Origin of the sequence: Maritimibacter sp. DP1N21-5 (genome assembly GCF_019218295.1) — a bacterium.
GTDB lineage: Bacteria > Pseudomonadota > Alphaproteobacteria > Rhodobacterales > Rhodobacteraceae > Maritimibacter.
The window spans coordinates 2,026,389-2,048,054 of sequence record NZ_JAHUZF010000006.1; the positions used below are offsets into that span (position 1 = coordinate 2,026,389).

The 21,666-nt window shown below is 65.3% G+C and carries 21 protein-coding genes and 1 pseudogene; 14 read left to right on the forward strand and 8 right to left on the reverse strand.

Features of this window, described 5'->3' with window-relative positions:
- Positions 1 to 159 precede the first annotated feature (159 nt).
- On the forward strand, positions 160 to 1,422 hold the full coding sequence (gene purD / locus KJP29_RS17550; RefSeq protein WP_218464797.1) for a phosphoribosylamine--glycine ligase: 1,263 nt from the start codon (positions 160 to 162) through the stop codon (positions 1,420 to 1,422).
- 19 nt (positions 1,423 to 1,441) lie between these two features.
- Here purD and KJP29_RS17555 read toward each other — a convergent pair whose 3' ends face one another.
- Both KJP29_RS17555 and KJP29_RS17560 read right to left on the reverse strand, forming a co-directional pair.
- Positions 1,442 to 2,158 carry a VCBS repeat-containing protein gene (locus KJP29_RS17555; protein WP_218464798.1) on the reverse strand — a complete coding sequence of 239 codons (717 nt, stop codon included), beginning with the start codon at positions 2,156 to 2,158 and terminating at the stop codon, positions 1,442 to 1,444.
- Between the two features lie 108 nt (positions 2,159 to 2,266).
- Positions 2,267 to 2,590 carry a 2Fe-2S iron-sulfur cluster-binding protein gene (locus tag KJP29_RS17560; RefSeq protein WP_218464799.1) on the reverse strand — a complete coding sequence of 108 codons (324 nt, stop codon included), beginning with the start codon at positions 2,588 to 2,590 and terminating at the stop codon, positions 2,267 to 2,269.
- 138 nt (positions 2,591 to 2,728) lie between these two features.
- Between KJP29_RS17560 and KJP29_RS17565 the strand changes: the two are divergent.
- A pseudogene (locus KJP29_RS17565) lies at positions 2,729 to 3,094 on the forward strand (OB-fold nucleic acid binding domain-containing protein); the annotation flags it as partial.
- 220 nt (positions 3,095 to 3,314) lie between these two features.
- Complete coding sequence (locus KJP29_RS17570; RefSeq protein WP_218464801.1) at positions 3,315 to 3,872, forward strand: peptidoglycan-binding protein; 558 nt, start codon at positions 3,315 to 3,317, stop codon at positions 3,870 to 3,872.
- A 3-nt stretch (positions 3,873 to 3,875) separates the two neighbouring features.
- Here the strand turns inward: KJP29_RS17570 and KJP29_RS17575 are convergent, their stop codons facing one another.
- The 3 genes from KJP29_RS17575 to KJP29_RS17585 all read right to left on the reverse strand — a co-directional run bounded on the left by KJP29_RS17575 (position 3,876) and on the right by KJP29_RS17585 (position 5,760).
- Entirely contained in the window at positions 3,876 to 4,253 is a 378-nt protein-coding gene (locus KJP29_RS17575) for a hypothetical protein (protein ID WP_218464802.1), read from the reverse strand.
- A gap of 141 nt (positions 4,254 to 4,394) precedes the next feature.
- Positions 4,395 to 5,264: a 50S ribosomal protein L11 methyltransferase gene (locus KJP29_RS17580; protein ID WP_218464803.1), complete on the reverse strand. Its 870-nt coding sequence runs from the start codon at positions 5,262 to 5,264 to the stop codon at positions 4,395 to 4,397.
- A gap of 67 nt (positions 5,265 to 5,331) precedes the next feature.
- Positions 5,332 to 5,760, reverse strand: coding sequence for a VOC family protein (locus KJP29_RS17585; RefSeq protein WP_218464804.1), 429 nt, complete (start codon positions 5,758 to 5,760; stop codon positions 5,332 to 5,334).
- A gap of 50 nt (positions 5,761 to 5,810) precedes the next feature.
- On the opposite strand from KJP29_RS17585, the gene KJP29_RS17590 reads away from it, so the two are divergent.
- Positions 5,811 to 6,395 carry a TetR/AcrR family transcriptional regulator gene (locus tag KJP29_RS17590; RefSeq protein WP_218464805.1) on the forward strand — a complete coding sequence of 195 codons (585 nt, stop codon included), beginning with the start codon at positions 5,811 to 5,813 and terminating at the stop codon, positions 6,393 to 6,395.
- 49 nt (positions 6,396 to 6,444) lie between these two features.
- Here the strand turns inward: KJP29_RS17590 and KJP29_RS17595 are convergent, their stop codons facing one another.
- A complete protein-coding gene (locus tag KJP29_RS17595; RefSeq protein ID WP_218464806.1) occupies positions 6,445 to 7,965 on the reverse strand; it encodes an aldehyde dehydrogenase family protein in 1,521 nt (506 codons plus the stop codon).
- Between the two features lie 239 nt (positions 7,966 to 8,204).
- On the opposite strand from KJP29_RS17595, the gene sseA reads away from it, so the two are divergent.
- The 3 genes from sseA (at position 8,205) to KJP29_RS17610 (ending at position 10,982) form a co-directional block, all read left to right on the forward strand.
- Positions 8,205 to 9,062: a 3-mercaptopyruvate sulfurtransferase gene (gene sseA / locus KJP29_RS17600; RefSeq protein WP_218464807.1), complete on the forward strand. Its 858-nt coding sequence runs from the start codon at positions 8,205 to 8,207 to the stop codon at positions 9,060 to 9,062.
- A complete protein-coding gene (locus KJP29_RS17605; protein WP_218464808.1) occupies positions 9,062 to 10,246 on the forward strand; it encodes an amino acid aminotransferase in 1,185 nt (394 codons plus the stop codon). The genes sseA and KJP29_RS17605 overlap by 1 nt, the downstream gene beginning before the upstream one ends.
- A gap of 160 nt (positions 10,247 to 10,406) precedes the next feature.
- Positions 10,407 to 10,982 (forward strand): hemerythrin domain-containing protein, encoded by a 576-nt coding sequence (locus KJP29_RS17610; RefSeq protein ID WP_218464809.1) that lies wholly within the window; start codon positions 10,407 to 10,409, stop codon positions 10,980 to 10,982.
- Positions 10,983 to 11,185: 203 nt separating this feature from the next.
- Here the strand turns inward: KJP29_RS17610 and KJP29_RS17615 are convergent, their stop codons facing one another.
- On the reverse strand, positions 11,186 to 12,532 hold the full coding sequence (locus tag KJP29_RS17615) for an ammonium transporter (RefSeq protein WP_218464810.1): 1,347 nt from the start codon (positions 12,530 to 12,532) through the stop codon (positions 11,186 to 11,188).
- A 27-nt stretch (positions 12,533 to 12,559) separates the two neighbouring features.
- Entirely contained in the window at positions 12,560 to 12,898 is a 339-nt protein-coding gene (locus tag KJP29_RS17620) for a P-II family nitrogen regulator (RefSeq protein ID WP_218464811.1), read from the reverse strand.
- Between the two features lie 268 nt (positions 12,899 to 13,166).
- Between KJP29_RS17620 and KJP29_RS17625 the strand changes: the two genes are divergently transcribed.
- The 7 genes from KJP29_RS17625 to KJP29_RS17655 all read left to right on the forward strand — a co-directional run bounded on the left by KJP29_RS17625 (position 13,167) and on the right by KJP29_RS17655 (position 21,658).
- Positions 13,167 to 15,449 (forward strand): transglycosylase domain-containing protein, encoded by a 2,283-nt coding sequence (locus KJP29_RS17625; protein ID WP_218464812.1) that lies wholly within the window; start codon positions 13,167 to 13,169, stop codon positions 15,447 to 15,449.
- A gap of 119 nt (positions 15,450 to 15,568) precedes the next feature.
- A complete protein-coding gene (locus KJP29_RS17630; RefSeq protein ID WP_218464813.1) occupies positions 15,569 to 17,314 on the forward strand; it encodes a type I secretion system permease/ATPase in 1,746 nt (581 codons plus the stop codon).
- Complete coding sequence (locus tag KJP29_RS17635) at positions 17,311 to 18,684, forward strand: HlyD family type I secretion periplasmic adaptor subunit (RefSeq protein ID WP_218464814.1); 1,374 nt, start codon at positions 17,311 to 17,313, stop codon at positions 18,682 to 18,684. Before KJP29_RS17630 ends, KJP29_RS17635 begins: the two co-directional genes overlap by 4 nt.
- Positions 18,685 to 18,762: 78 nt before the next feature.
- Positions 18,763 to 19,224 (forward strand): RidA family protein, encoded by a 462-nt coding sequence (locus KJP29_RS17640; RefSeq protein ID WP_218464815.1) that lies wholly within the window; start codon positions 18,763 to 18,765, stop codon positions 19,222 to 19,224.
- A gap of 6 nt (positions 19,225 to 19,230) precedes the next feature.
- Positions 19,231 to 20,007 (forward strand): glycerophosphodiester phosphodiesterase family protein, encoded by a 777-nt coding sequence (locus tag KJP29_RS17645; RefSeq protein ID WP_218464816.1) that lies wholly within the window; start codon positions 19,231 to 19,233, stop codon positions 20,005 to 20,007.
- Between the two features lie 31 nt (positions 20,008 to 20,038).
- Positions 20,039 to 21,220 carry a GNAT family N-acetyltransferase gene (locus KJP29_RS17650; RefSeq protein WP_218464817.1) on the forward strand — a complete coding sequence of 394 codons (1,182 nt, stop codon included), beginning with the start codon at positions 20,039 to 20,041 and terminating at the stop codon, positions 21,218 to 21,220.
- Positions 21,221 to 21,271: 51 nt separating this feature from the next.
- A complete protein-coding gene (locus KJP29_RS17655; RefSeq protein WP_218464818.1) occupies positions 21,272 to 21,658 on the forward strand; it encodes a DUF302 domain-containing protein in 387 nt (128 codons plus the stop codon).
- The last annotated feature ends 8 nt before the right edge of the window (positions 21,659 to 21,666 follow it).

The window sequence follows — 21,666 nt, forward strand, 5'->3', positions numbered from 1 at the left end:
GGTTTCCCAGTCAACGGCCCGGAAGGGCGCGCGTTCCAAAAGCTCTTCGGGTCGGCGGTCGGTCGCCGTCCAAGGCGGGCGGGACTCCCTCCTTGCTCTCTCCTTGCCCCCCGGCGGCCTTCTGGCTATTCCGGCCCCAGCTAGACGAAGGACCGTTCCATGAACATTCTCATCCTCGGCGGCGGTGGCCGCGAACATGCGCTGGCCTGGGCCGTGATGCAGAACCCGAAATGCGACAAGCTGATCGTGGCACCGGGAAATGCCGGGATCGCGACGATCGCGGAATGCGCGACGCTCGACATCGAGGACGGCGAAAAGGTCGTGGATTTCTGCAACGTCATGTCCATCGACTTCGTGATCATCGGCCCGGAAGCGCCGCTCGCCGCCGGGGTCGCGGATGCGCTGGAAACGGCAGGTATCCTCGCCTTCGGTCCGTCACGCGCCGCCGCCCGGCTTGAAGCATCGAAGAGCTTCACCAAGGAGATCTGCGACGCAGCCAAGGCGCCGACGGCCGCCTATGCCCGGTTCACCGAAGCCGCTCCGGCAAAGGACTACATTCGCGCTCAGGGCGCGCCCATCGTCGTCAAGGCGGACGGGCTCGCGGCCGGCAAGGGAGTGATCGTCGCAATGGACGAGGACAGTGCGCTTGCCGCCATCGACGACATGTTCGGGGGCGAGTTCGGCGCGGCCGGGGCCGAGGTCGTGATCGAGGAGTTCATGACAGGCGAAGAAGGATCGCTCTTCGTGCTGTCGGACGGCGAAACGCTCCTCCCCGTCGGCACTGCGCAGGACCACAAGCGGGTAGGCGACGGCGACACGGGCCCCAATACCGGGGGCATGGGTGCCTATTCCCCGGCCCCGGTCTTGACCGATGCGGTCGTTGAGAAGGCGATGGACGAAATCGTCGCTCCGACCATGCGGGTGATGGCCGAGCGCGGGACGCCCTACAAGGGCGTTCTCTACGCGGGCCTCATGGTGGAAGACGGCCAGCCGCGCCTCGTGGAATACAACGTCCGCTTCGGCGACCCGGAATGTCAGGTGCTGATGATGCGGCTCGGGGCGCAGGCGCTCGACCTCATGATTGCCTGTGCCGAGGGGAAACTCGCGGATCGTCAGGTCAACTGGGCCGAGGATCACGCGATGACCGTGGTCATGGCGGCCAAAGGCTATCCGGGCGACTACGAAAAAGGCAGCGTCATCAAAGGGCTCGATGCCATCGAAGAATCCTCGAAACAGATGGTGTTCCATGCCGGCACCCGGGAGAAAGACGGGCAGGTCGTCGCATCGGGCGGGCGGGTCCTCAACGTCACCGCGCGGGGCGACTCTCTGGCCGAGGCCCGCGACCGCGCCTATGGCATGATCGACAAGATCGACTGGCCGGAAGGTTTCAACCGCTCGGACATCGGCTGGCGGGCGCTCTGAGCGCGGCGGGAACCGGGGTTCAGGGACAGCGCAGGGCTGCGGCAAGGCTTTCGGGACCGGCATAGTCGCCGACGACCGTGCTCTCAAAGGCCGTATCTTCCCAGCGCGTCTCGACCACCTCCCGCCAACCGGCGTCTGCCGTCACGATAACGGGCAGCGCGTCAGGGCAAGTCCGCACGCCGCCTTCGATCCTGGCCGATCCAAGGTGATGGTTGGTCAGCCCCTCCACGGCGCCCAGGGGGTCGAATTGCCATTGGTCAGCTTCGAGGCGCAGAGCCATGACACGTAGGACCTTTGCCAGATGCGGCCGGTCCACATAGGCCACATCCATGGCCCCGTCCCCGTCGAAATCCGCGATTCCCGCAATGGCGAGCCAGCGGTGGCGCTGGCCGATGGGGTTGGACATGGCCACGACTCGGGCCTGACCTTCCACAAGATCGACGACCTGCACCATCGCGCCCACATCGAAGCCGGACAGGACCGCGACGACCTCCAGCCCGCCGTCGCCGTCCAGATCGACGAGTCGGGGGCGCGTGTCTTCATAGACGGCGCCCTCGAAGCGGATCACCTGCGCGGTGCCATCGGTCAGCGCGATGCGCAGGCCCGCGTGCTCGCCGCCTTCGACCGCTCCGTGTCCATAGGCGTCGGTCGGTTCGACATAGCCGGCACCCCCGATCTCCTGCGCCCAGAGCGGCGTGGCGAGGGCAAGGGCGACGGAAAGGAGTAGTCGGAACATCAGGGCCTCGGACAGGAAAAGGACGCCTCTGATGTGACCCGCGCCTTCGCGCCGGGTCCAGAGGCGTCCCATCAATTTCCGGTCAGCTGCCGTGCGAACGGTCCGCGGTCAGATCTGTTTTTCCGGCATCTGGACCACGAGGCCGTCCAGCGCATCCGAGACCTGCAACTGGCAGGTCAGGCGCGAGCGCACCGGGTCGGGTTCATAGGCGAAGTCGAGCATGTCCTCTTCCATCGCCTCCCGCGCGGGGAGCTTTTCGACCCATTCTTCGGCGACATAGACGTGACAGGTCGAACAGGCACAGGCCCCGCCACAATCCGCTTCGATTCCCGGGATGTCGTTGTCCCGGGCACCTTCCATCACGGTCAGCCCGTTGGCCACGTCCACTTCATGACGGGTCCCGTTGTGCTCGATATAGGTGATCTTCGCCATTTGGCCTCCGATAGTCCCAGGGGCGCGGCTTTTTCGCGCCGGTCCGGCCCCTTCTAGCCAAGCCCCGCCGGAGGGTCCAGCCCGCAAAACCCGCCTTGCACCTTGTGAAATCCTCCACAGTGTTCCTATAATGTTCTCATGCTGTCAGCTCTGCCCCTGCCCTCTCGCCACACCGCCCTTCCCGCACGGGGATGGCCGCTTCCCCCTGCGGCGGTTCCCCATGCCCTGCTCGACCGGCCGCCCGAAAAGGCACGCGTCGTCGTCGCCGGGCTGGTGCTGGTCAGGCAAAGGCCCGGCACGGCGAACGGGGTCATCTTCATCACGCTGGAGGACGAGACGGGCATCGCGAATGTGGTGGTCTGGACCAAGGTCTACGAACGCTTCCGCCGCGCGGTCGTGGCCGGGCGGGCGCTGCGCGTGACGGGCCGGATCGAACGGGAAAGCGGTGTCGCCCATGTGATCGCCGATCAGGTGGAGGATATCTCCTGGATGCTCGACAGCATCGCCCTGCCCGCCGATGCCCTGCCGAAACCCGGCGCGCATAGCCAGCCCCCTGCCCATGTCCGCGGGACCGGTGCGCGGCTTCCGTCGCCGCGCACCGAAGCGTGGCAAATTGGCGGCAAATGCGAACGCGGCTGACCGCGCCCTACCGAAGCGCTCTAGCCTGATTGCACTTTTCCGGCTAGTTTCGGAAAAAATCGTCCGGGAACAGGACAAGAGCAGTATGTATCGAACCTTTCGCGTCCGCCCGGTCGCGGCCTTCACCATGGTCGTGGCCCTGTCCAGTTGCGCAGACTCCCCGTGGTCCTCGACCGGTCAGGAGGTCACGCGCGCCGACTTTGGCGACGAGAAGATCATCACCGATTTCACCCTGGGTCCGCCCGGCGCGAAACCCGGCGTCTGCTATGGCAAGGACGTCACGCCGGCCACCATCGAGCACGTCGTGGAACACAAGCTGATCGAGGAAGCCAAGATCGCGCCCAACGGCAACATCCTCGCCCCGGCGACATATGAAACCGTCACCGAAAGCCGCATCGTCGAGGATCGGGAGGCGATCTATTTCGAAACCCCCTGCCCGCCACGCTGGACCCCGGATTTCATCGCCTCCGTCCAACGGGCGCTGGCCGCACGAGGGCTTTATTCCGGTGCCACCGACGGCGAATTGAACGAAGGCACACGCAGCGCGATCCGCACCTTCCAGAAATCGAAGGGGCTGAACTCGACCATCCTGTCGACGGAAAGCGCGCGGTTGCTGGGGCTCGTTGAAATAGACCTCGGCTAGAGGCTACCAGTCCACGCCCATCGACTTGATGCTCGTCAGGATCGGCCCGATCTTGTCCGAGAGGTAGATCGTCGCGGGATCGGGGCGCAGGGCGAAGGCCCCCATCCGGTCGACGAAGTTCCCGCCTTCGAGCAAGGCATGGCGCTCCACATAGGCGACGGGTCCGAGCTGCGCGAACAGCAGCGCCTTGAAGAGCACGAAGGTCACGACGACGAGAAACAGCCCGCGCCAGGGAAACCCCCGTTTGGTGCGGACGCGCTTGACCGGAACCAGCAGGCCATTGCGTTCCTCGAGCCGCACGTAGCCGGACGACAGCGACCGATGGTCCCGCTCGATGGCCCGAAGGCGTTTCTGGAAGTCTCTCAGGTTTGCATCCGCCATGGCGGTCGCCTCTATCTCGAAAACCAATTGCGACGATCTTACGGAAGAATGTGGCGATACCGCGGCATTCTTGGGGCAGAAACCATGGGAAAAACGGCGAATGAGCGCCAAATCGTCAACAATAACAGGCCCTGGAGGGGACTATCCCCGCAGCATGGTCAACGTCGTCCAGTCACCATTTACTTCGCGATGGTCGACGGAGAATCCATTGGCCTGATAGACGCCGACCACTTCATCCGCCTGCGGGTTGAGGATACCGGACAGGATCGCGCGTCCCCCTTTTGAGATCATCCGCGACATGTCCGGGGCGAGCCCGATGAGCGGCCCTTTCAGGATGTTCGCGAAGACCAGATCGAAAGGCTGCGCCGCCGCGATGTCCGGGTGGTCGAAACCGGCAGCCTCGACCACATGCACGCTGTCCTCCATCTGGTTGGCCGCGATGTTCGCCCGGGCCACGTCGCAGGCCACTTCGTCGATGTCGGAGGCCATCGTCGGGTTCGGCCAGATCTTTGCCGCGGCCATGGCGAGCACCGCCGTGCCGCAGCCGACGTCGATCACGTTGCGAGCCACGACACCGCGGTTGGCCAGCCGGTCGAGCGCCTTCAGGCACCCGAGCGTGGTCCCGTGATGCCCGGTACCGAAGGCCATCGACGCCTCGATCAAAAGGCCGATCCGACCTGACGGCAGCCGATCGGCATCATGCGAGCCATAGACGAAGAACCGCCCCGCCTCGACCGGCGAGAGCTCCCGTTTGACATGGGCGACCCAGTCGACCTCGGGCAGTTGCGAAACGACGAAATCCTTCGCGCCATGAATCTTGGCCAGAAGCGCGAGCCCGGCCGCATCGGGATCGTCGGTGAAATACCCGCCGACTTCCCAGAGCCCCGAGCCATCCTCCATCTCGAAGACGCCGATTCCAGTCGGCTCGGGAACCAGCCCCTCCATCGCCTCGCCCAGCGCCTCGGCCGATGCGGGGTTGTCGAGCGTCGTAAGGGCGGTCCAAGTGGGCATGACGGGTCTCCTGTCGCGTTCCTTGGCCGTATCGGGCAGAACCTCGCAGGTCAAGCCGGGGCCGGGGTCAACCGACCTCGTCCTCCCACCGCCGCTGCATCTCTTCGCCGGTCAGTCTTTCGATCACCTGCGCCAGCATCCAGCGGTGGCCGAAGGGATCCATGAGCGTCGCGGTCCGTTCACCGAAGCTCTGGTCCGCCGGCGCGCGCAGCACGGTCGCCCCGGCGGCGTCTGCCGTCTGCACGACCAGATCGACGTCGGGGACCTGCCCGTAGAGCGTGACCGCCGTTCCCCCCAGCCGATCCGGCGAGATCGCGCCAAAATCCGGGTATTCGTCGGCAAGCATGAGACGGCCCCCGAAGACATTCAGCTCCGCATGCCCGATCCGCCCGTCACCGGGGTCGGTCATCCGGAAGTCCTCGGTCGCGCCGAAAGCGTCACGGTAGAATTCGATCGCCTCGGCGGCACCTCGGCAAACGATATAGGGAATCGGCATGGCGCTCTCCTTGACCCGGACCATTTATTTACGTTACGTATCGTAATGAAATGAGTCAAGACGCCCCTCCCAGACGTGGACGCCCCCCGTCCAAGGCAGCCCGTGCCAAGGCACTGGCCGCGGCGCGGGCCATTCTGGCCGAAGACGGATTCGCGAAACTGACCGTGGAAGCGGTCGCGGCGCGGGCGGGTGTGGGGAAGCCGACAATCTACCGCAACTGGGCCAATAAGAGCGAACTTGCGATGGCGGCGCTCCTGCCCGACGCGCCGGACGAGCGGGGAGATCAACCGCCCCTGCCCTTCGAGGCCGCGCTGCGGGAACAGCTCCGCCGGCTCGTGGCGAGCTTTGCAAAGGGACGCGGACGTCAGATGGCCTTCGCCCTGGCATCTTCCGACCCGGAAAGCGAACTGGCCCGCGCCTTTCGCAACCGGGTGATCCTCGCCTCGCGCGAAGCGGGCCGCGCGATGATCCTGTCCGCCGTGGGACGGGGAGAACTGGCCCTGCCCTGTGACATGGAGATCACGCTCGACATGATCTATGCGCCCGTCCTCTACCGTGTGCTCGGCGGGCACCAGCCCTTGGACGGCGACTTCGCCGATGGCCTCGCGGCAGAGGCCTGCCGGCTCCTGTCGTGAAGACGGGCGGGGGATGTCCCCGCCCGTGTCCGTTCCATCGTCGCTCGGATCAGAAGAAGCCGAGCTTGTTCGGGTTGTAGCTGACCAGCATGTTCTTGGTCTGCTGGTAATGATCGAGCATCATCTTGTGCGTCTCGCGCCCGATACCCGACTGCTTGTAGCCGCCAAAGGCCGCATGTGCCGGGTAAGCGTGATAGTTGTTCACCCAGACCCGACCGGCTTCGATGCCACGACCGAAACGATAGGCGCGGGTCCCGTCGCGGGTCCAGACACCGGCGCCGAGGCCGTACATAGTGTCATTGGCGATGGCCATCGCCTCTTCCTCGTCCTTGAAGGTCGTCACCGACACGACCGGCCCGAAGATCTCTTCCTGGAACACGCGCATCTTGTTGTGACCCTTGAGGATCGTCGGCTGGATGTAGAACCCGTTCGCGATGTCGCCATTGAACCGCGCGGCATCCCCACCGACGAGCACCTCGGCCCCCTCTTCCACACCGATCTGCAGGTAGGACATGATCTTGTCATGCTGCTGGCGGCTCGCCTGCGCGCCGACCATGGTGTCCATGAGACGCGGATCGCCCTGCTTGATCGCTTTCACGCGCTCGATGGCACGCTCGATGAAGCGTTCGTAGATGTCTTCCTGAATGAGCGCCCGCGACGGGCAGGTGCAGACCTCGCCCTGGTTGAAGGCGAAGAGCACGAACCCTTCGATCGCCTTGTCGAAGAAGGCGTCGTCCTCGGCCATCACGTCCGAGAAGAAGATGTTGGGCGACTTGCCACCCAGTTCGAGCGTGACCGGGATCAGGTTCACGGTCGCGGCTTCCATGATCTTGCGGCCCGTGGCGGTGGAGCCGGTGAAAGCGATCTTCGCGATACGGTTCGACCGCGCCAGCGCGTCGCCGGCTTCGGCGCCCAGACCGTTCACGATGTTCAGGACACCGGCGGGGAGCAGGTCGTTGATGAGCTCGGCCAGGACCATGATCGCGGCCGGGGTCTGTTCGGCGGGCTTCATCACGATGCAGTTGCCGGCGGCGAGCGCCGGGGCGAGCTTCCACGCCGCCATCAGGATCGAGAAGTTCCACGGGATGATTTGGCCCACGACGCCCAGCGGTTCGTGGAAGTGATAGGCGACGGTGTCGGCGTCGATTTCCGACATGGTACCTTCCTGCGAGCGCAGCACACCCGCGAAGTACCGGAAGTGATCGACGGAGAGCGGAATGTCGGCGGCGGTCGTTTCACGGATCGGCTTGCCATTGTCCCAGGTCTCGGCAGCGGCGAGCAGGTCGAGGTTTTCCTCGATCCGGTCGGCGATGCGGAGCAGCACGTTCGACCGTTCGGCGGCCGACGTGCGGCCCCAGGCGTCCTTGGCGGCATGCGCCGCATCGAGCGCGAGATCGACGTCGGCTTTCGACGAACGGGCGACTTCGCAGACCTTCTCGCCGGTGATCGGCGTGATGTTGTCCATGTAGCGCCCTTCGACGGGGGCCACGAAAGCGCCGCCGATGTAGTTGCCATAGCGGGTCTTGAAGGGGGAAGCCGTCTGGAAATCGGCTTGGGTCATCTGGTTCATGGGGTGTCCTCCTGAGCTGTCCGGCTCCTCCGCCGGGCGTGGGGGAACCCTGCGCCGGTCCAAGACGCGGAGCCAGACAAGCAGGTGCGAGGGCCGCGTGCATCTGTCTCAAAACTGAGACGGCGCGACGGGGCGACTTTGGTTGCAGACGACCGGTCGAGGCCGGGGAAACCCCGCGCAATCTCCTTGCCACCAAAGCCAACGGGCGATAGGCAAGGCGCGACTTGAGGAGACACCGGATGGCCAAGGACGACCCCAAGACGCTGGTCTCGACCGACTGGCTCGCAGCACATCTCAACGACCCGGATCTGCGGATCGTGGATGCTTCGTGGCACATGCCCGACAGCGGGCGCGATGCCAAGGCAGACTACGATGCGATGCATATCCCGGGCGCGCGGTTCTTCGACATCGACGACATCGCCGATGCCCGCTCGGAGTTGCCCCACATGGCGCCGCCGGTCGAGAAGTTCATGTCCCGCATGCGCGCCATGGGCATTGGCGACGGTCATCAGGTGGTCGTCTACGACAGCCACGGGATCATGTCGGCCCCGCGCGTCTGGTGGACCTTCCGGCTCATGGGCAAGACTGACGTGGCAGTTCTGGACGGCGGGCTGCCCAAATGGGTGGCGGAAGGCCGCCCGGTCGAAGACATGCCACCGGTGATCCGCGACCGCCATATGACCGTGAGCCGCCAGTCGGATATGGTGAAGGACGTGACCCAAGTGGCCGCCGCCGCCAAGCTGGGTGACTGGCAGATCGTGGATGCGCGCTCCGACGCGCGGTTCCGGGGTGAAGCCGACGAACCGCGCCCCGGTCTGCGTAAGGGCCATATCCCGGGCTCGAAGAACGTCCCCTTCGCGGGGCTCATCAACGACGACGGCACCTTGAAATCCGAGACCGAGCTGCGCGCTGCCTTCGAGGCGGCCGGGGTGGACCTGTCCAAACCTGTCATTTCGTCCTGCGGCTCGGGCGTGACCGCTGCCGTCCTCGACCTCGCCCTCACCATCCTTGGGAACCCGCGCCATGCCGTCTACGACGGAAGCTGGGCGGAATGGGGCATGTATAACGACCTCAAGGTCGCAACCGGAGAGAACTGATGTTCGAACATCTCAAAGCGCAACCGCAAGACAAGATCATGGCGCTCATGATCGCTTTCCGCGAAGACACGCGGGACAACAAGGTCGATCTCGGCGTGGGCGTCTACAAGGACCCGACCGGCAACACCCCGGTGATGAAGGCCGTGAAGAATGCAGAGAAGCAGCTTTGGGAAGCGGAAACAACCAAGAGCTATACCGCCCTCGGTGGCGATCCGGCCTTCGTGAAGGCGCTGTCGACGCTCGTGCTGGCCGACAGCGTGGACGAAGCGCGACTGGCAGGCGCTGCCCAGCCGGGCGGCACCGGCGCGATCCACCAGGCGATCGAACTGGTCAAGATGGCCAATCCTGGCGCGACGATCTGGCTGTCGGCGCCGACCTGGCCCAACCACCCCTCGATCATCAAGCACCTCGGCATGAAGATGGCTGAGTATCGCTATTTCGACAACGACAGCCGCGCAGTGGATTTCGCGGGCATGATGGCGGACCTCGGGAATGTGACCACGGGCGATGTGGTCCTGCTCCACGGCTGCTGCCATAACCCGACCGGCGCGAACCTGACCACGGCCGAGTGGGAAGAGGTCGCGGACTTCCTCGTGAAGAAAGGCGCGCTGCCGCTCATCGACATCGCCTATCAGGGTTTCGGCGACGGGCTCGACGCCGATGCGGAAGGCACGCGGATCGTGTGTTCGACGGTGCCGGAGGCTTTGGTCGCCGCGAGTTGCTCGAAGAACTTCGGGGTCTACCGGGAACGCACCGGGCTTCTTCTGGCGGTCTCGCCGGACGAGGAGAAGCAGAAGCTCGCCCAGCAGAACCTGACCCACCTCAACCGCCAGAACTTCTCGTTCCCGCCGGACCACGGCGCCCGCGTCGTGCAGATGATCCTGACCGATCCCGCCCTGCGCCAGGAATGGGAAACCGAGCTCGAAGAGGTGCGCACCGGCATGCTCCGCCTGCGCAAATCGCTCGCCGACGGGCTGCGCCAGCGCACCAACAGCGACAACTTCGACTTCATCGCGGATCATCGGGGCATGTTCTCTCGCCTCGGCGCCACCCCGGAGCAGGTCGAGCATATGCGGGAGAAGCACGGGATCTACATGGTCGGTGACAGCCGGATGAACATCGCGGGCCTGAACGACAAGACCGTGGACATTCTGGCCGACGCCATCGTCGACGCCGGCGTCTGATCCCGGGCGAAAGAAAACAGCTTCCTGCGCCGCGTCCCACCCCAGGGCGCGGCGTTTCCTTTTGGGCGGCACTGTGCATCCGGGACAGACCCGCCCTGCGATTTCCGGCAGGTGACCTTTCGCGCCTGATGCCCATATCCACGGGCGAAAGGAGGTCGTCATGCTCGACACGACCCAAACCCCCGATATCCGCACCACGCCCCTACCCGCCGAGATGCGCCTGCTCCTGGACGCCCATCCGCGTGACGGTTGGGACCAGAACCCCGCCTTCGCCCGCTCGACGCGCGACTGGATGGCCGCGCATCAATTGTTTCGCGATCTTGCCTATCTGCTGCGGACCGGGGCGGAACACCGCCTTGACGGCACGTGGTCGGACGAGGACTACGCGCCGCGGCTGTCGGCCTATGGCGACAGGCTGGTGCGCGCGCTGCACGGGCACCACCGGTTCGAGGATGTGAGCTTCTTTCCGGAACTGTCGGCGGCCGACGCACGCTTTGACCGGGGACTCGAGATCCTGGAAGCGGATCATCTGGCGCTGGATGCCGTGCTGGACCGGCTGACGCGGTCGGGCAACCGGGCGCTGAAGCTGATGCAGTTGGACCCGATGCAAGTGCGTGGCGAGGTGGGACTGGTTCGGGACGAGGCTGCCAGGGTCGAGGCATTTCTGGAGCGGCATCTCGGTGACGAGGAAGACCTCGTGGTGCCGATCCTGCTCGAACACCGGTTGCGCGGGTGAGGTCGGAATCTGGGACTCCAGGATTCCGGGATTCTAGGATTCTAGAATCCTGGAGCCCGAAATCTCTAAACGGTTTCTGCTTCTTACACGCCGGCCCGTGACAAACAACCTTAACGCCAGACGAAAGACCCGGGCGTTTCCGCCCGGGTCCGCTTTGCTTCACTGTCCCACCCTTAGATCAGATGGTCCGGGTTCAGCCCCGATCAGGAGGAGAATTCCGGGTAGGCTTCCATGCCGAGTTCGGCTTTGTCGAGGCCCATGTATTCGTCTTCTTCCGAGACGCGGATGCCCATGATGGCCTTGAGCAGGAACCAGATCACCAGCGACACGACGAAGACGAAGATCGCCACGATCACGATCGAGATGAGCTGACCACCGATGGTCGCGTCCGGGTTCGTGAAGACGACGGCGATGGTGCCCCAGATCCCGGCGAAGAGGTGCACCGGGATGGCGCCGACCACGTCGTCGATCTTGATCTTGTCGAGGAACGGCACCGCGAAGACCACGATCACGCCACCGACGGCACCGATCAGCGTGGCCGCGCCCAGCGTCGGGGTGAGCGGTTCGGCCGTGATCGACACGAGGCCCGCGAGCGCACCGTTGAGCACCATCGTGAGGTCGACCTTCTTGTAGAGGATCTGCGTCAGGATCAGCGCCGCGAGCGCACCACCGGCCGCTGCCGTGTTGGTGTTCGAGAAGATGCGCGAGATATCGGCGACGTTACCCGCGGTGTCCATGTAGAGCTGAGAACCGCCGTTGAAGCCGAACCAGCCGAGCCACAGGATGAACGTCCCGAGCGTGGCGAGGGTCAGGTTGGAGCCTGGGAAGGCGTTGACCTTGCCGTCCTTGTACTTGCCAAGACGCGGGCCGAGCACCAGAGCACCGGCGAGCGCCGCCCAGCCACCGACCGAGTGCACGACGGTCGAACCGGCGAAGTCGAGGAAGCCGTAGTTCGCATCGAGGAAGCCGCCGCCCCATTTCCAGGAGGCCTGGATCGGGTAGATGAGACCGGTCAGGATCACGGTGAAGATGAGGAACGGCCACAGCTTGATCCGCTCGGCGAGCGTGCCGGAGACGATCGAGGCGGTGGTCGCGCAGAACATCAGCTGGAAGAAGAAGTCCGAGCCGACCGAGGCATAGGTCAGATCGACCACGTCGGTGCCGACGCCCACATCTTCGAGCCCGGTGGTGCCGAAGGCGCCGAGCACGTTGGGAATGGTCCAGCCGTCACCCGGATACATCAGGTTGTAGCCGATGAGGTAGTACATGATCGCCGCGATCGAGAAGAGCGCGATGTTCTTGGTGAGCTGCATGGTCACGTTCTTCGAGCGGACGAGGCCCGCCTCGAGCATGGCGAAACCGGCCGCCATCCAGAAGACGAGGAAGCCCGCCACGAGGAACATGAAGGTGGTCAAGATGAAGCCGACTTCCGTGCCGGCCGGTGTCAGCGCCGCGACTTCCGCCGCTTCTTCGGTCGCATCCTGCGCAAGGGCAGCGAGCGGCAGCAGGGCTGCGGCGGCGGTGCCAAGCGAGAGTTTCGTGAATTTCATATCTGTGGTTTCCCCTTGATCCGGCGCTTAAAGCGCGTCCCCGTCGGTTTCGCCGGTGCGCACGCGCAGCGCGCCCGAAACATCCATGGTAAAGATCTTGCCGTCGCCGATCTTGCCGGTCTGGGCGGTCTTGGCGATGGTTTCGACGACCTGCTCGGCGAGGCCATCCTCGACCACGATCTCGAGCTTCACTTTCGGCACGAAGTTCACGGCGTATTCCGCACCGCGGTAGATTTCCGTGTGGCCCGACTGCGAACCGAAGCCCTTGATTTCCGTCACCATCATGCCGCGCACGCCGATGGCGGTGAGCGCCTCGCGCACCTCCTCGAGCTTGAACGGCTTGATCGCTGCAATGATCAGTTTCACGTCATTCCCCTTTTATTGATGCGGAGTTGGTCTCCGCGCGAAATCACACCGTTAGCAAGCGCAGGTGCAGGGGAAGCAACAAGGAAAGCAACGGGACGCAATGCCCGGAAAGCGGGCATCGGCGCAATTTTTAATCACATGGAAATGCCCGTGCCGTTTTTTTGTGCGCCACCAGAAGGGTGCCGCCGCCACTCACGGTCTTGCCACTCGCAATAGGTCCTCCGAGTCGTTAGATTGCGGCAAAACGGGCAGGAAAGACGGATCTTCAATGGCGAACAACGGAAACGGTCGCAAGCCGCTCGTTGCGGACAAGCGTTACTCAAAGGCTTCGAAAACAACGAAAAAAGCGACCAAGAAACCCACCACGACAAAGAAGACCGCGACCGCCAAGCCCGCGCGCCGCGCGGCCTCCCGCAAGGCGCGGGCGCCGAAACGGCGGCTGCCTCTCATCTTCGCGCTGCCGTTGGCGCTGGTGGCCTGGGTCTTCCGCATCGTGTTTCGGCTGGGTTTCGCCACCGCGGTCATCGCGGCGCTCGGGCTGGGCGCGGCGGTCTGGTATACCTCGACCACCATTCCTCCACTGACCCAGCTCGTGGACGGACGTGCCAAGGGCTCGGTCACGATGCTCGACCGATACGGCAAGACCTATGCCTGGCGCGGGAGCCAGTTCGGCGGCATCGTCACCACCGAAACCGTCAGCCCCGCCGTGAAGGACGCGGTCGTCGCCACGGAAGACCGCCGGTTCTACCGTCACTTCGGCCTGTCCCCGCGCGGTATCGCGAGCGCCATAAGGATCAACATGTCCGAGGGACGCGGGCCCCTCGAAGGACACGGCGGCTCGACCATCACGCAGCAGGTCGCCAAGCTCGTCTGTCTGGGCAACCCCTATGACCCGTCCTCCGGCATGTCCGAGGCCGAATACGAAGCCGATTGCCGCCGCTCCTCGCTGACCCGCAAGGCGAAGGAAGCGATCTATGCGATGGCGCTCGAGGTCAAGTATTCCAAGGCGGAGATCCTCACCATCTACCTCAACCGCGCCTATCTTGGCGGCGGCTCCTACGGGGTCGAAGCCGCAGCGGGCCGGTATTTCGGCGTGTCCGCCAAGGACCTCGACGTCAGCGAGGCAGCCGTTCTGGCCGGGCTCCTGACCGCCCCTTCCACCTATGCGCCGACTGCGAACATGGACCGCAGCTGGGCGCGTGCGCTGACCGTCGTGAAGCTCATGGAACAGCAGGGCTATATCACCGCGGCCGAAGCCGAAGCCGCCCGCGCCAATCCCGCGCGGCTTTCCGAAGCAGCCTCCCGCGAGGCGGGCGGGTATTTCGCCGACTGGGTGATGACCGAAGGCCCGGACTTCCTGACCCGCGACACGACCGAAGACGTGATCATGCAGACGACCTTCGACCAGGACATCCAGTCCGCGGCAGAAGAAGCGATGCAGTTCATCTTCTCGGAGAAGGTCTCGCCCGAGTCCAAGGCGCAGGCAGCCATCGTCGTGATGAGCGCGGACGGTGCCGTGCGCGCCATGGTGGGCGGACGCGAAACCAAGGTGACGGGGGCGTTCAACCGGGCGTCCCAAGCCATGCGCCAGACCGGGTCGGCCTTCAAGCCCTTCGTCTATGCCGCCGCGCTCGACAATGGCTGGGCCTTCGACAGCACCATCGTGGACGAACCGATCACGCTCAACATCCCTGGCTCCGGCCCCTGGTCGCCCCAGAACTACACGCGCAAGTTCTATGGCCCCGTGACCCTGACCACGGCCCTCAAGAACTCGCTCAACATTCCGGCCGTGAAGCTTTTCGAGGATGTGGGCCGGGACGAGGTGATCCGCGTGGCCGAAGGTTTCGGCATAAAATCCGACCTCGCCGCCGGACCGGCGCTGGCGCTCGGGGCGTCGGAGACCACGCTCCTCCAGATGACCGGCTCCTTTGCCGGCATCCTGAACGGTGGCTCGGCGGTGACGCCCTATGGGCTAACGTCCCTGAAGCTTCTGGGCGACAATACCCCGCTCATGGAACAGACCGGCGGCATCGGCGACCGCGTCATCACGGAAGGCGCGGCGCTGGAATTGACCTATATGATGAATCAGGTGATCGAGACCGGCACCGGCGGGCGGGCGCGTGTCGACGGCGTGGAAGCTGCCGGCAAGACGGGCACCACCAGCTCGGCGCGCGATGCCTGGTTCGTGGGTTTCACCAGCGAGTATGTGGTCGGCGTCTGGATGGGCAACGATGACAACACCCCGCTCAAGGGTGTGACGGGCGGCGGGCTTCCGGCCGAGATCTGGCACGAAACCATCGCCCGCATCCACGAAGGCATCCCCCCGGAGCCGCTGCACATGCTCATCCCGCTGACCGAGCCGCAGGTCGTCTCGGCGATTCCCGGGACCGAAGGCGAAGGCACCGGACAGGTGACCGATCCGCTCTTTGGACCCGGCGGGATCTTCGGACAACCGCAGACGTCGGTGCCTGACCCGCGTGGTCAGCCCGAACCTGTGCCTCTTGAAGATGCAATTCGAGGCGTTATTCGCGACATTTTCCGGATCAACTGACCTTCCGCCTCCGCGCTCTTGCCACCCGGGCGGTTATAGGCTCGTGTAGGGATCATTAAGGGTTTCCCGCGCATGTTCCTTGGGCCCGTGTACAGGCGCGTGGATGGGGAGTTTTCTGGATGAGTCTCGACCGGACCGAAAAGGGCCAGACCGAGCTACGCGCGGTCCTGCGCCGGAACCGCGCGCTGTTCTGGGCCGTGGGCCTCTTTTCGCTCTTCGTGAACCTGCTGATGCTCACTGGCCCACTCTATATGCTCCAGGTCTATGACCGGGTGCTGGGCAGCCGCTCCGAAGCCACGCTTCTCGCGATCACGATCCTGATGGCCTATCTCTTCGCGATGATGGGGCTTCTGGATTTCGTCCGGGGCCGCGTGCTCGCCCGGATCGGCGCCCGGTTCCAGGCCGCGCTTGACCACCGGGTGTTCACGGCGGTGCTGCGCTACGACTCTGTCCAGAACCGGAACGCCGGCGCGACCGAGAACGGGCTGAAGGAACTCGAGGCGGTCCGCCGGCTGCTCGCCTCGCCGGTCCTGTCGGCCTTCTACGACCTGCCCTTCACGCCCATTTTCCTTGCCGGGATCCTGCTCTTCCACCCCTGGCTCGGCGCGCTCGCGCTTGTCGGGGGCGGTTTCCTCGTTCTGATCGCCATTCTCAACCAGATCACGACCTCCGCCCCGGCACGCGCATCGACCCGTGCGACCATGGACAGCGATCAGGTCGCCGATCAACTGCGGTCGGAGGCCGAGATGGTGCGCGCCCTTGGCATGTCCGACGCCGCCTTCGCCCGCTGGCACAAGGCGCGCCACGCGGCGCTTGCGGATTCGATCCTCTCCGTCGACCGCTCCGGCGCCTATGCCGCAATCTCCAAGACCTTCCGCATGTTCCTGCAATCCGCGATGCTGGGGCTCGGCGCGCTGCTCGTGCTCGAAGGCGCCGTGACGCCGGGCGTGATGATCGCTTCGTCCATTCTGCTCGGGCGGGCGCTCGCGCCGATCGACGTGATGATCGCGCAATGGCCGGTGGTGCAAGCGGCGCGGCGCGGCTGGCGCACACTCATGATCCTGCTCTCCGAGGTGCCGGTGGAAGAACCGCGCACGAAGCTCCCGCGCCCCAGGGCCTTCCTGACCGCCGAAAACCTGACCGTCATCCCCCCCGGGATGCATCAGGCCGCGCTGCGCATGGTCAATTTCGACGTCAAACCCGGCGAGGCTTTGGGGGTGATCGGTCCGTCCGGCGCGGGCAAGTCGACCCTCGCCCGCGCGATCACCGGGGTCTGGAGCGCCGCGGGCGGGCGCCTGCGGCTGGATGGGGCCGCACTCGATCAATACGGCACGCAGCTTGGCGCGCATGTCGGGTTCCTGCCCCAGCGCATCCGGCTCTTCGACGGTACGATCGCCGAGAACATCGCAGGCCTGTCCATGCGGCCCGACGATACCCGCGTGGTCGAGGCCGCCAAACGCGCCGCGGCGCACGACCTGATCCTTCGGCTTCCCGACGGCTACGACACGCGCGTGAAGGGGGCCGGCGGGCTCCTGTCGGGCGGGCAGCTGCAACGCATCGGCCTTGCCCGGGCACTTTACCGCGACCCCGTCGTGCTCGTGCTCGACGAACCCAACGCCAACCTCGACAACGAGGGCACCGAAGCGCTCAACCGGGCGATCCGGGCCGTCAAGCAGTCGGGCGGCTGCGTGCTCATCATGGCGCATCGGCCTTCGGCCATTCAGGAGTGCGAAAAACTGCTCGTGCTGGACGACGGCATCCAGCGCGCCTTCGGCCCACGCGACGACGTGCTGCGCCGGACCGTCCAGAACGCGGCGCAAATCGAACAGAGCAACTTCCAGCGTCAAGGCGGAGGCGTCGCATGACAAGGGACGTCACCCGGCCAAAGCCCCTCGAACTGACCAACCCCATTCTGCCGACCGCGCCGGAGGCGGACGTCGCCCGCGCCTGGTCGGCCCGGTCGCATGTGATCGCAGGATTCGCGGGGCTCGTCCTGCTGGTCGGGGGGTTCGGCACCTGGTCGATCACCACCGACATCGCAGGGGCGATCGTGGCCCCCGGCGCGGTCGAAGCCGAGCAGAACCGGCAGGTCGTCCAGCATCCGGACGGCGGCGTGATCGACACCATCGAGGTGCGCGAAGGCGACAGGGTCGAACCGGGCGACGTGCTGATCCGACTGGACCCGGAACAACTCCAGTCCGAACTCACCATCGTGCAGAACCAGCTTTTCGAGCTCGTCGCGCGGCGTGGCCGGCTCGAGGCGGAACGCGACGGGTCCGTGGCGGTCACCTTCGATCCCATGCTGTCTGAAGCTCTCGCAACCGCGCCCGAGACCGCCGCGCTGATGGACGGACAGGTCCGGCTCTTCACTCAACGGCGCGAAAATCTTGCCGCCGAACGGTCCCAGCTTGAAAAGCGGGTCGAACAGATCGCCGACCAGAACCACGGAATCGACGCACAGCAAACCGCCTTGTCGCGGCAACTTTCCCTGATCGAAGAGGAACTCGCCAACAAACGCTCGCTTCTCGACCGCAGCCTCGTACAAAGCTCAGTCGTCCTCGCGCTCGAACGGGATCAGGCGGCGATCATGGGGCAGCAGGGCGAATTGACTTCGCTGCATGCCCAGAACGAAGGCCGGATCACGGAAATCGAGATCGAGATCCTGAAACTCGACCAGACGCGCCGGGAAGAGGCGATCACCATGCTGCGCGACCTTGGCTATCAGGAACTCGAACTTGCCGAACGGCGACGCGCGCTCAAGTCGCAGCTTGGCCGCCTCGACATCCGCGCCCCTCTGTCCGGCGTCGTCCATGCGATGCAGGTCTTTGCCGAACGCGAGGTCATTGGGCCGGCGCAGCCGCTGCTTTACATCGTGCCACAGGACAACCGGCTCGTCATCGCGGCGCAGGTCGATCCGATCCACATCGACGAAATCCATGTCGGGCAAGAGGTGTCGCTGCGACTCGCGTCGCTCGACAGCCGCCAGACCCCGGTGCTCGAGGGTCGGGTCCTGACCATCTCCGCCGACGCCCTGATCGAAGAGGCCACGGGGCGCAGCTACTACCGCGCCCGGATCGAGCTTTCGCCCGAGGAACTCGCCCGGTTGCCCGAGGGCACGGTGCTCATTCCCGGGATGCCTGTCGAAAGCTACCTGCGCACCGCCGACCGCACGCCACTCGCTTATCTGGTGAAGCCGCTCGCGGATTACTTCAACCGGGCCTTCCGGGAAAGCTGACCCTTTCCCTCCGCCTGCGCAAAGGCTAGCCTCCGCCCGGACGACCCGGACCTTCTCCGGGCGCGAAGGAGACCCCGGATGAGCCAGATCGAAACCCGCCTCGCCGAACTCGGCGTCACCCTCCCCGACGCACCGGCACCGGCCGCGAACTATGTGCCCTATGTCGTGTCCGGTAACATGGTCTATGTCTCGGGGCAGGTCTCGATGGCCGAGGGCGCGCTGGTGACCGGCAAGCTCGGCGTCGACATGGACGTCGAGAGCGGCGCCGTCGCCGCGCGCGCCTGCGCAATCTCGCTCCTCGCGCAACTCAAGGCGGCGACCGGCGGCGACATCGACCGTCTCAAGCGCGTAGTGAAGCTGGTGGGATTCGTCAATTCGACCCCCGAATTTGGCGACCAACCCAAGGTAATCAACGGCGCCTCCGACTTTCTCGTCGAGGCACTGGGGGACAAGGGCCGCCACGCGCGCTCGGCGGTGTCCGCCGCCTCCCTGCCCTTCGGCGTCGCCGTCGAGATCGAGGCGATCTTCGAAATCGCCTGATCCCCGATGACCCCCTCGGTTCCGCTTCCTGACGCCTTTCTGAAGGCGCCCATCGCTCACCGCGCCTATCATGACAAGGCGCGAGGCAGGCCCGAAAACGCGCCCGCCGCTATCCGCGCCGCCCTTGAGGCGGGCTACGGGATCGAGGTCGACATTCAGCCGTCCCGCGACGGCGTGCCCATGGTCTTTCACGACTATGATCTCGGCCGCCTCACCCACGAGACGGGCCCGGTTGCCCAACGCACTTCCTCGGACCTTCGCGCCATCCGGCTCAAAGACAGCCGCGAGACGATCCCCACCCTCGCCGAAGTGCTGGAAATGGTCGGCGGTCGCGCGCCACTACTCATCGAGATCAAGGATCAGGACGGCGCATTGGGCCCGAACGTGGGTCCGCTGGAGGCCGCCGTCGCCGCCGCACTCATGGACTACGAGGGGCCCGTCGCCGTGATGTCGTTCAACCCCCATGCCGTCGCGGCCCTTGCACGCCTCGCACCGCATATCCCGCGCGGCCTGACCACCTGCGCCTTCGCTGAAGACGACTGGCCTCTGGTCAAGGCGGACCGGCTGGCCGAACTCGCGGCCATTCCCGACTACGACCGGGTCGGCGCGAGCTTCATCAGCCATGACGCGACCGACCTCTCCGCCGCCCCCGTCTCCGCGCTCAAGGCCCGGGGCGTGCCGGTCCTGTGCTGGACCGTGAAGTCCCTCGCGCAAGAGACACAAGCGCGTGACATTGCCGACAACGTGACCTTTGAGCGCTACCGGGCCCCGCTCGGCGGTTGACCTCCGGCGAACACAGGCGTTCCATCCGCACATGGTTTCCCAGAACATCGAAATCCGCCTACACGACAGTCTCACCGAGATCGCCGCCGAAGACTGGAACGCCTGTGCCGCGCCCGAAGGGAGCGCACAGCCAGACGATCCTTTCACGACCCACCGGTTCCTCCTTGCGCTCGAAGTCTCCGGCTCGGTCGGGCCGGGCACCGGCTGGCAGCCGCACTACCTTACCGCCCATGACGACAGCGGCATGATTGGCGCCGTCCCGATGTATGCGAAATCCCACAGCCAGGGCGAATATGTCTTCGACCATTCCTGGGCCCATGCCTGGGAACGCGCGGGTGGGCGCTACTACCCCAAGCTCCAGATCGCGGTGCCCTTCACCCCCGCGACCGGTCGCCGTTTCCTGACCCGTCCCGATGCGCACCTGCGCGCCATGGCCGCGCTGACCCAGGGTGCCATCCAGATCACGGCGGACAACGGGCTCTCGTCGCTCCATGTCACCTTCTGCACCGAAGCCGAAGCGCTCGCGGGCCGGGAGATGGGCCTTCTTCACCGGGTCCACAGCCAATACCACTGGATGAACCGGGGCTATCGCGACTTCGACGGCTTCCTTGCTGACCTCTCCTCGCGCAAACGCAAGGCGATCCGCAAGGACCGCGCTACCGCACAGGCCTTTGGCGGCGAGATCATCGCACTTACCGGCGAGGCTCTCGAGCCCCGACACTGGGACGCCTTCTGGACGTTCTATCAGGACACCGGCGCGCGCAAATGGGGAACGCCCTACCTCACCCGCGCCTTTTTCGACGAAATCCAGCGCAGCATGCGCGACGACGTGCTTCTCGTCTTCGCCCTGCGGGACGGGCAACCCATCGCGGGCGCGCTCAACTTCATGGGCCGTGACGCGCTCTTCGGGCGCTACTGGGGATGCACCGAGCATCACCCGGCGCTCCACTTCGAACTCTGCTACTATCAGGCCATCGACCATGCCATCGAACGTGGCCTGTCGCGGGTCGAGGCCGGTGCACAGGGCGACCACAAACTTGCCCGGGGCTACCTGCCCGTCACGACCCACTCGCTGCACTGGATCACCGATCCCGGCTTTCGCCGCGCCGTGGCGGATTTCACCGAACGGGAGGCGCAGGCCGTGGACGAGGACATCGACATCCTCACCTCCCTGGGCCCCTTCAGACGCAGCGAACGCTCCTCCGCGCATTGACGCCCAAGGCCTTGGCCCCCACATTCACATAAACGAATTTGGAGGTTTCCCATGTCCTACACCATCGACCGCAGCTTTCCCGGCGCCGATTTCGAAGAGATCGACGCCCGCACCCGCAAGGCGCTTGGCGATGCGGGCTTCGGCGTTCTGACCGAGATCGACGTGAAGGCGACGATGAAGAAAAAGATCGACAAGGATATGGACGACTACCGCATCCTCGGGGCCTGCAACCCGGGCATGGCTTGGCAGGCGATCGGGATGGAGGCAAAGGTCGGCGCCATGCTGCCCTGCAACGTCATCCTGCGCTCGGTCGAGGGCGGGGTCGAGGTCTCCGCCGTCGATCCCGTGGCGTCGATGTCGGGCATCGACAATTCTGACCTCAAGACGGTCGCCGGCGAGGTCAGGGACATGCTCGCGAAAGCCGTCGCCGCGATCTGACGCGAAAC

Excerpts from the sequence above, each read along its gene's own strand:
- purD (WP_218464797.1), top strand. The coding sequence starts at position 160 with ATGAACATTCTCATCCTCGGCGGCGGTGGCCGCGAACATGCGCTGGCC.
- KJP29_RS17555 (WP_218464798.1), bottom strand. The coding sequence starts at position 2,158 with ATGTTCCGACTACTCCTTTCCGTCGCCCTTGCCCTCGCCACGCCGCTC.
- KJP29_RS17560 (WP_218464799.1), bottom strand. The coding sequence starts at position 2,590 with ATGGCGAAGATCACCTATATCGAGCACAACGGGACCCGTCATGAAGTG.
- KJP29_RS17570 (WP_218464801.1), top strand. The coding sequence starts at position 3,315 with ATGTATCGAACCTTTCGCGTCCGCCCGGTCGCGGCCTTCACCATGGTC.
- KJP29_RS17575 (WP_218464802.1), bottom strand. The coding sequence starts at position 4,253 with ATGGCGGATGCAAACCTGAGAGACTTCCAGAAACGCCTTCGGGCCATC.
- KJP29_RS17580 (WP_218464803.1), bottom strand. The coding sequence starts at position 5,264 with ATGCCCACTTGGACCGCCCTTACGACGCTCGACAACCCCGCATCGGCC.
- KJP29_RS17585 (WP_218464804.1), bottom strand. The coding sequence starts at position 5,760 with ATGCCGATTCCCTATATCGTTTGCCGAGGTGCCGCCGAGGCGATCGAA.
- KJP29_RS17590 (WP_218464805.1), top strand. The coding sequence starts at position 5,811 with ATGAGTCAAGACGCCCCTCCCAGACGTGGACGCCCCCCGTCCAAGGCA.
- KJP29_RS17595 (WP_218464806.1), bottom strand. The coding sequence starts at position 7,965 with ATGAACCAGATGACCCAAGCCGATTTCCAGACGGCTTCCCCCTTCAAG.
- sseA (WP_218464807.1), top strand. The coding sequence starts at position 8,205 with ATGGCCAAGGACGACCCCAAGACGCTGGTCTCGACCGACTGGCTCGCA.
- KJP29_RS17605 (WP_218464808.1), top strand. The coding sequence starts at position 9,062 with ATGTTCGAACATCTCAAAGCGCAACCGCAAGACAAGATCATGGCGCTC.
- KJP29_RS17610 (WP_218464809.1), top strand. The coding sequence starts at position 10,407 with ATGCTCGACACGACCCAAACCCCCGATATCCGCACCACGCCCCTACCC.
- KJP29_RS17615 (WP_218464810.1), bottom strand. The coding sequence starts at position 12,532 with ATGAAATTCACGAAACTCTCGCTTGGCACCGCCGCCGCAGCCCTGCTG.
- KJP29_RS17625 (WP_218464812.1), top strand. The coding sequence starts at position 13,167 with ATGGCGAACAACGGAAACGGTCGCAAGCCGCTCGTTGCGGACAAGCGT.
- KJP29_RS17630 (WP_218464813.1), top strand. The coding sequence starts at position 15,569 with ATGAGTCTCGACCGGACCGAAAAGGGCCAGACCGAGCTACGCGCGGTC.
- KJP29_RS17635 (WP_218464814.1), top strand. The coding sequence starts at position 17,311 with ATGACAAGGGACGTCACCCGGCCAAAGCCCCTCGAACTGACCAACCCC.
- KJP29_RS17640 (WP_218464815.1), top strand. The coding sequence starts at position 18,763 with ATGAGCCAGATCGAAACCCGCCTCGCCGAACTCGGCGTCACCCTCCCC.
- KJP29_RS17645 (WP_218464816.1), top strand. The coding sequence starts at position 19,231 with ATGACCCCCTCGGTTCCGCTTCCTGACGCCTTTCTGAAGGCGCCCATC.
- KJP29_RS17650 (WP_218464817.1), top strand. The coding sequence starts at position 20,039 with ATGGTTTCCCAGAACATCGAAATCCGCCTACACGACAGTCTCACCGAG.
- KJP29_RS17655 (WP_218464818.1), top strand. The coding sequence starts at position 21,272 with ATGTCCTACACCATCGACCGCAGCTTTCCCGGCGCCGATTTCGAAGAG.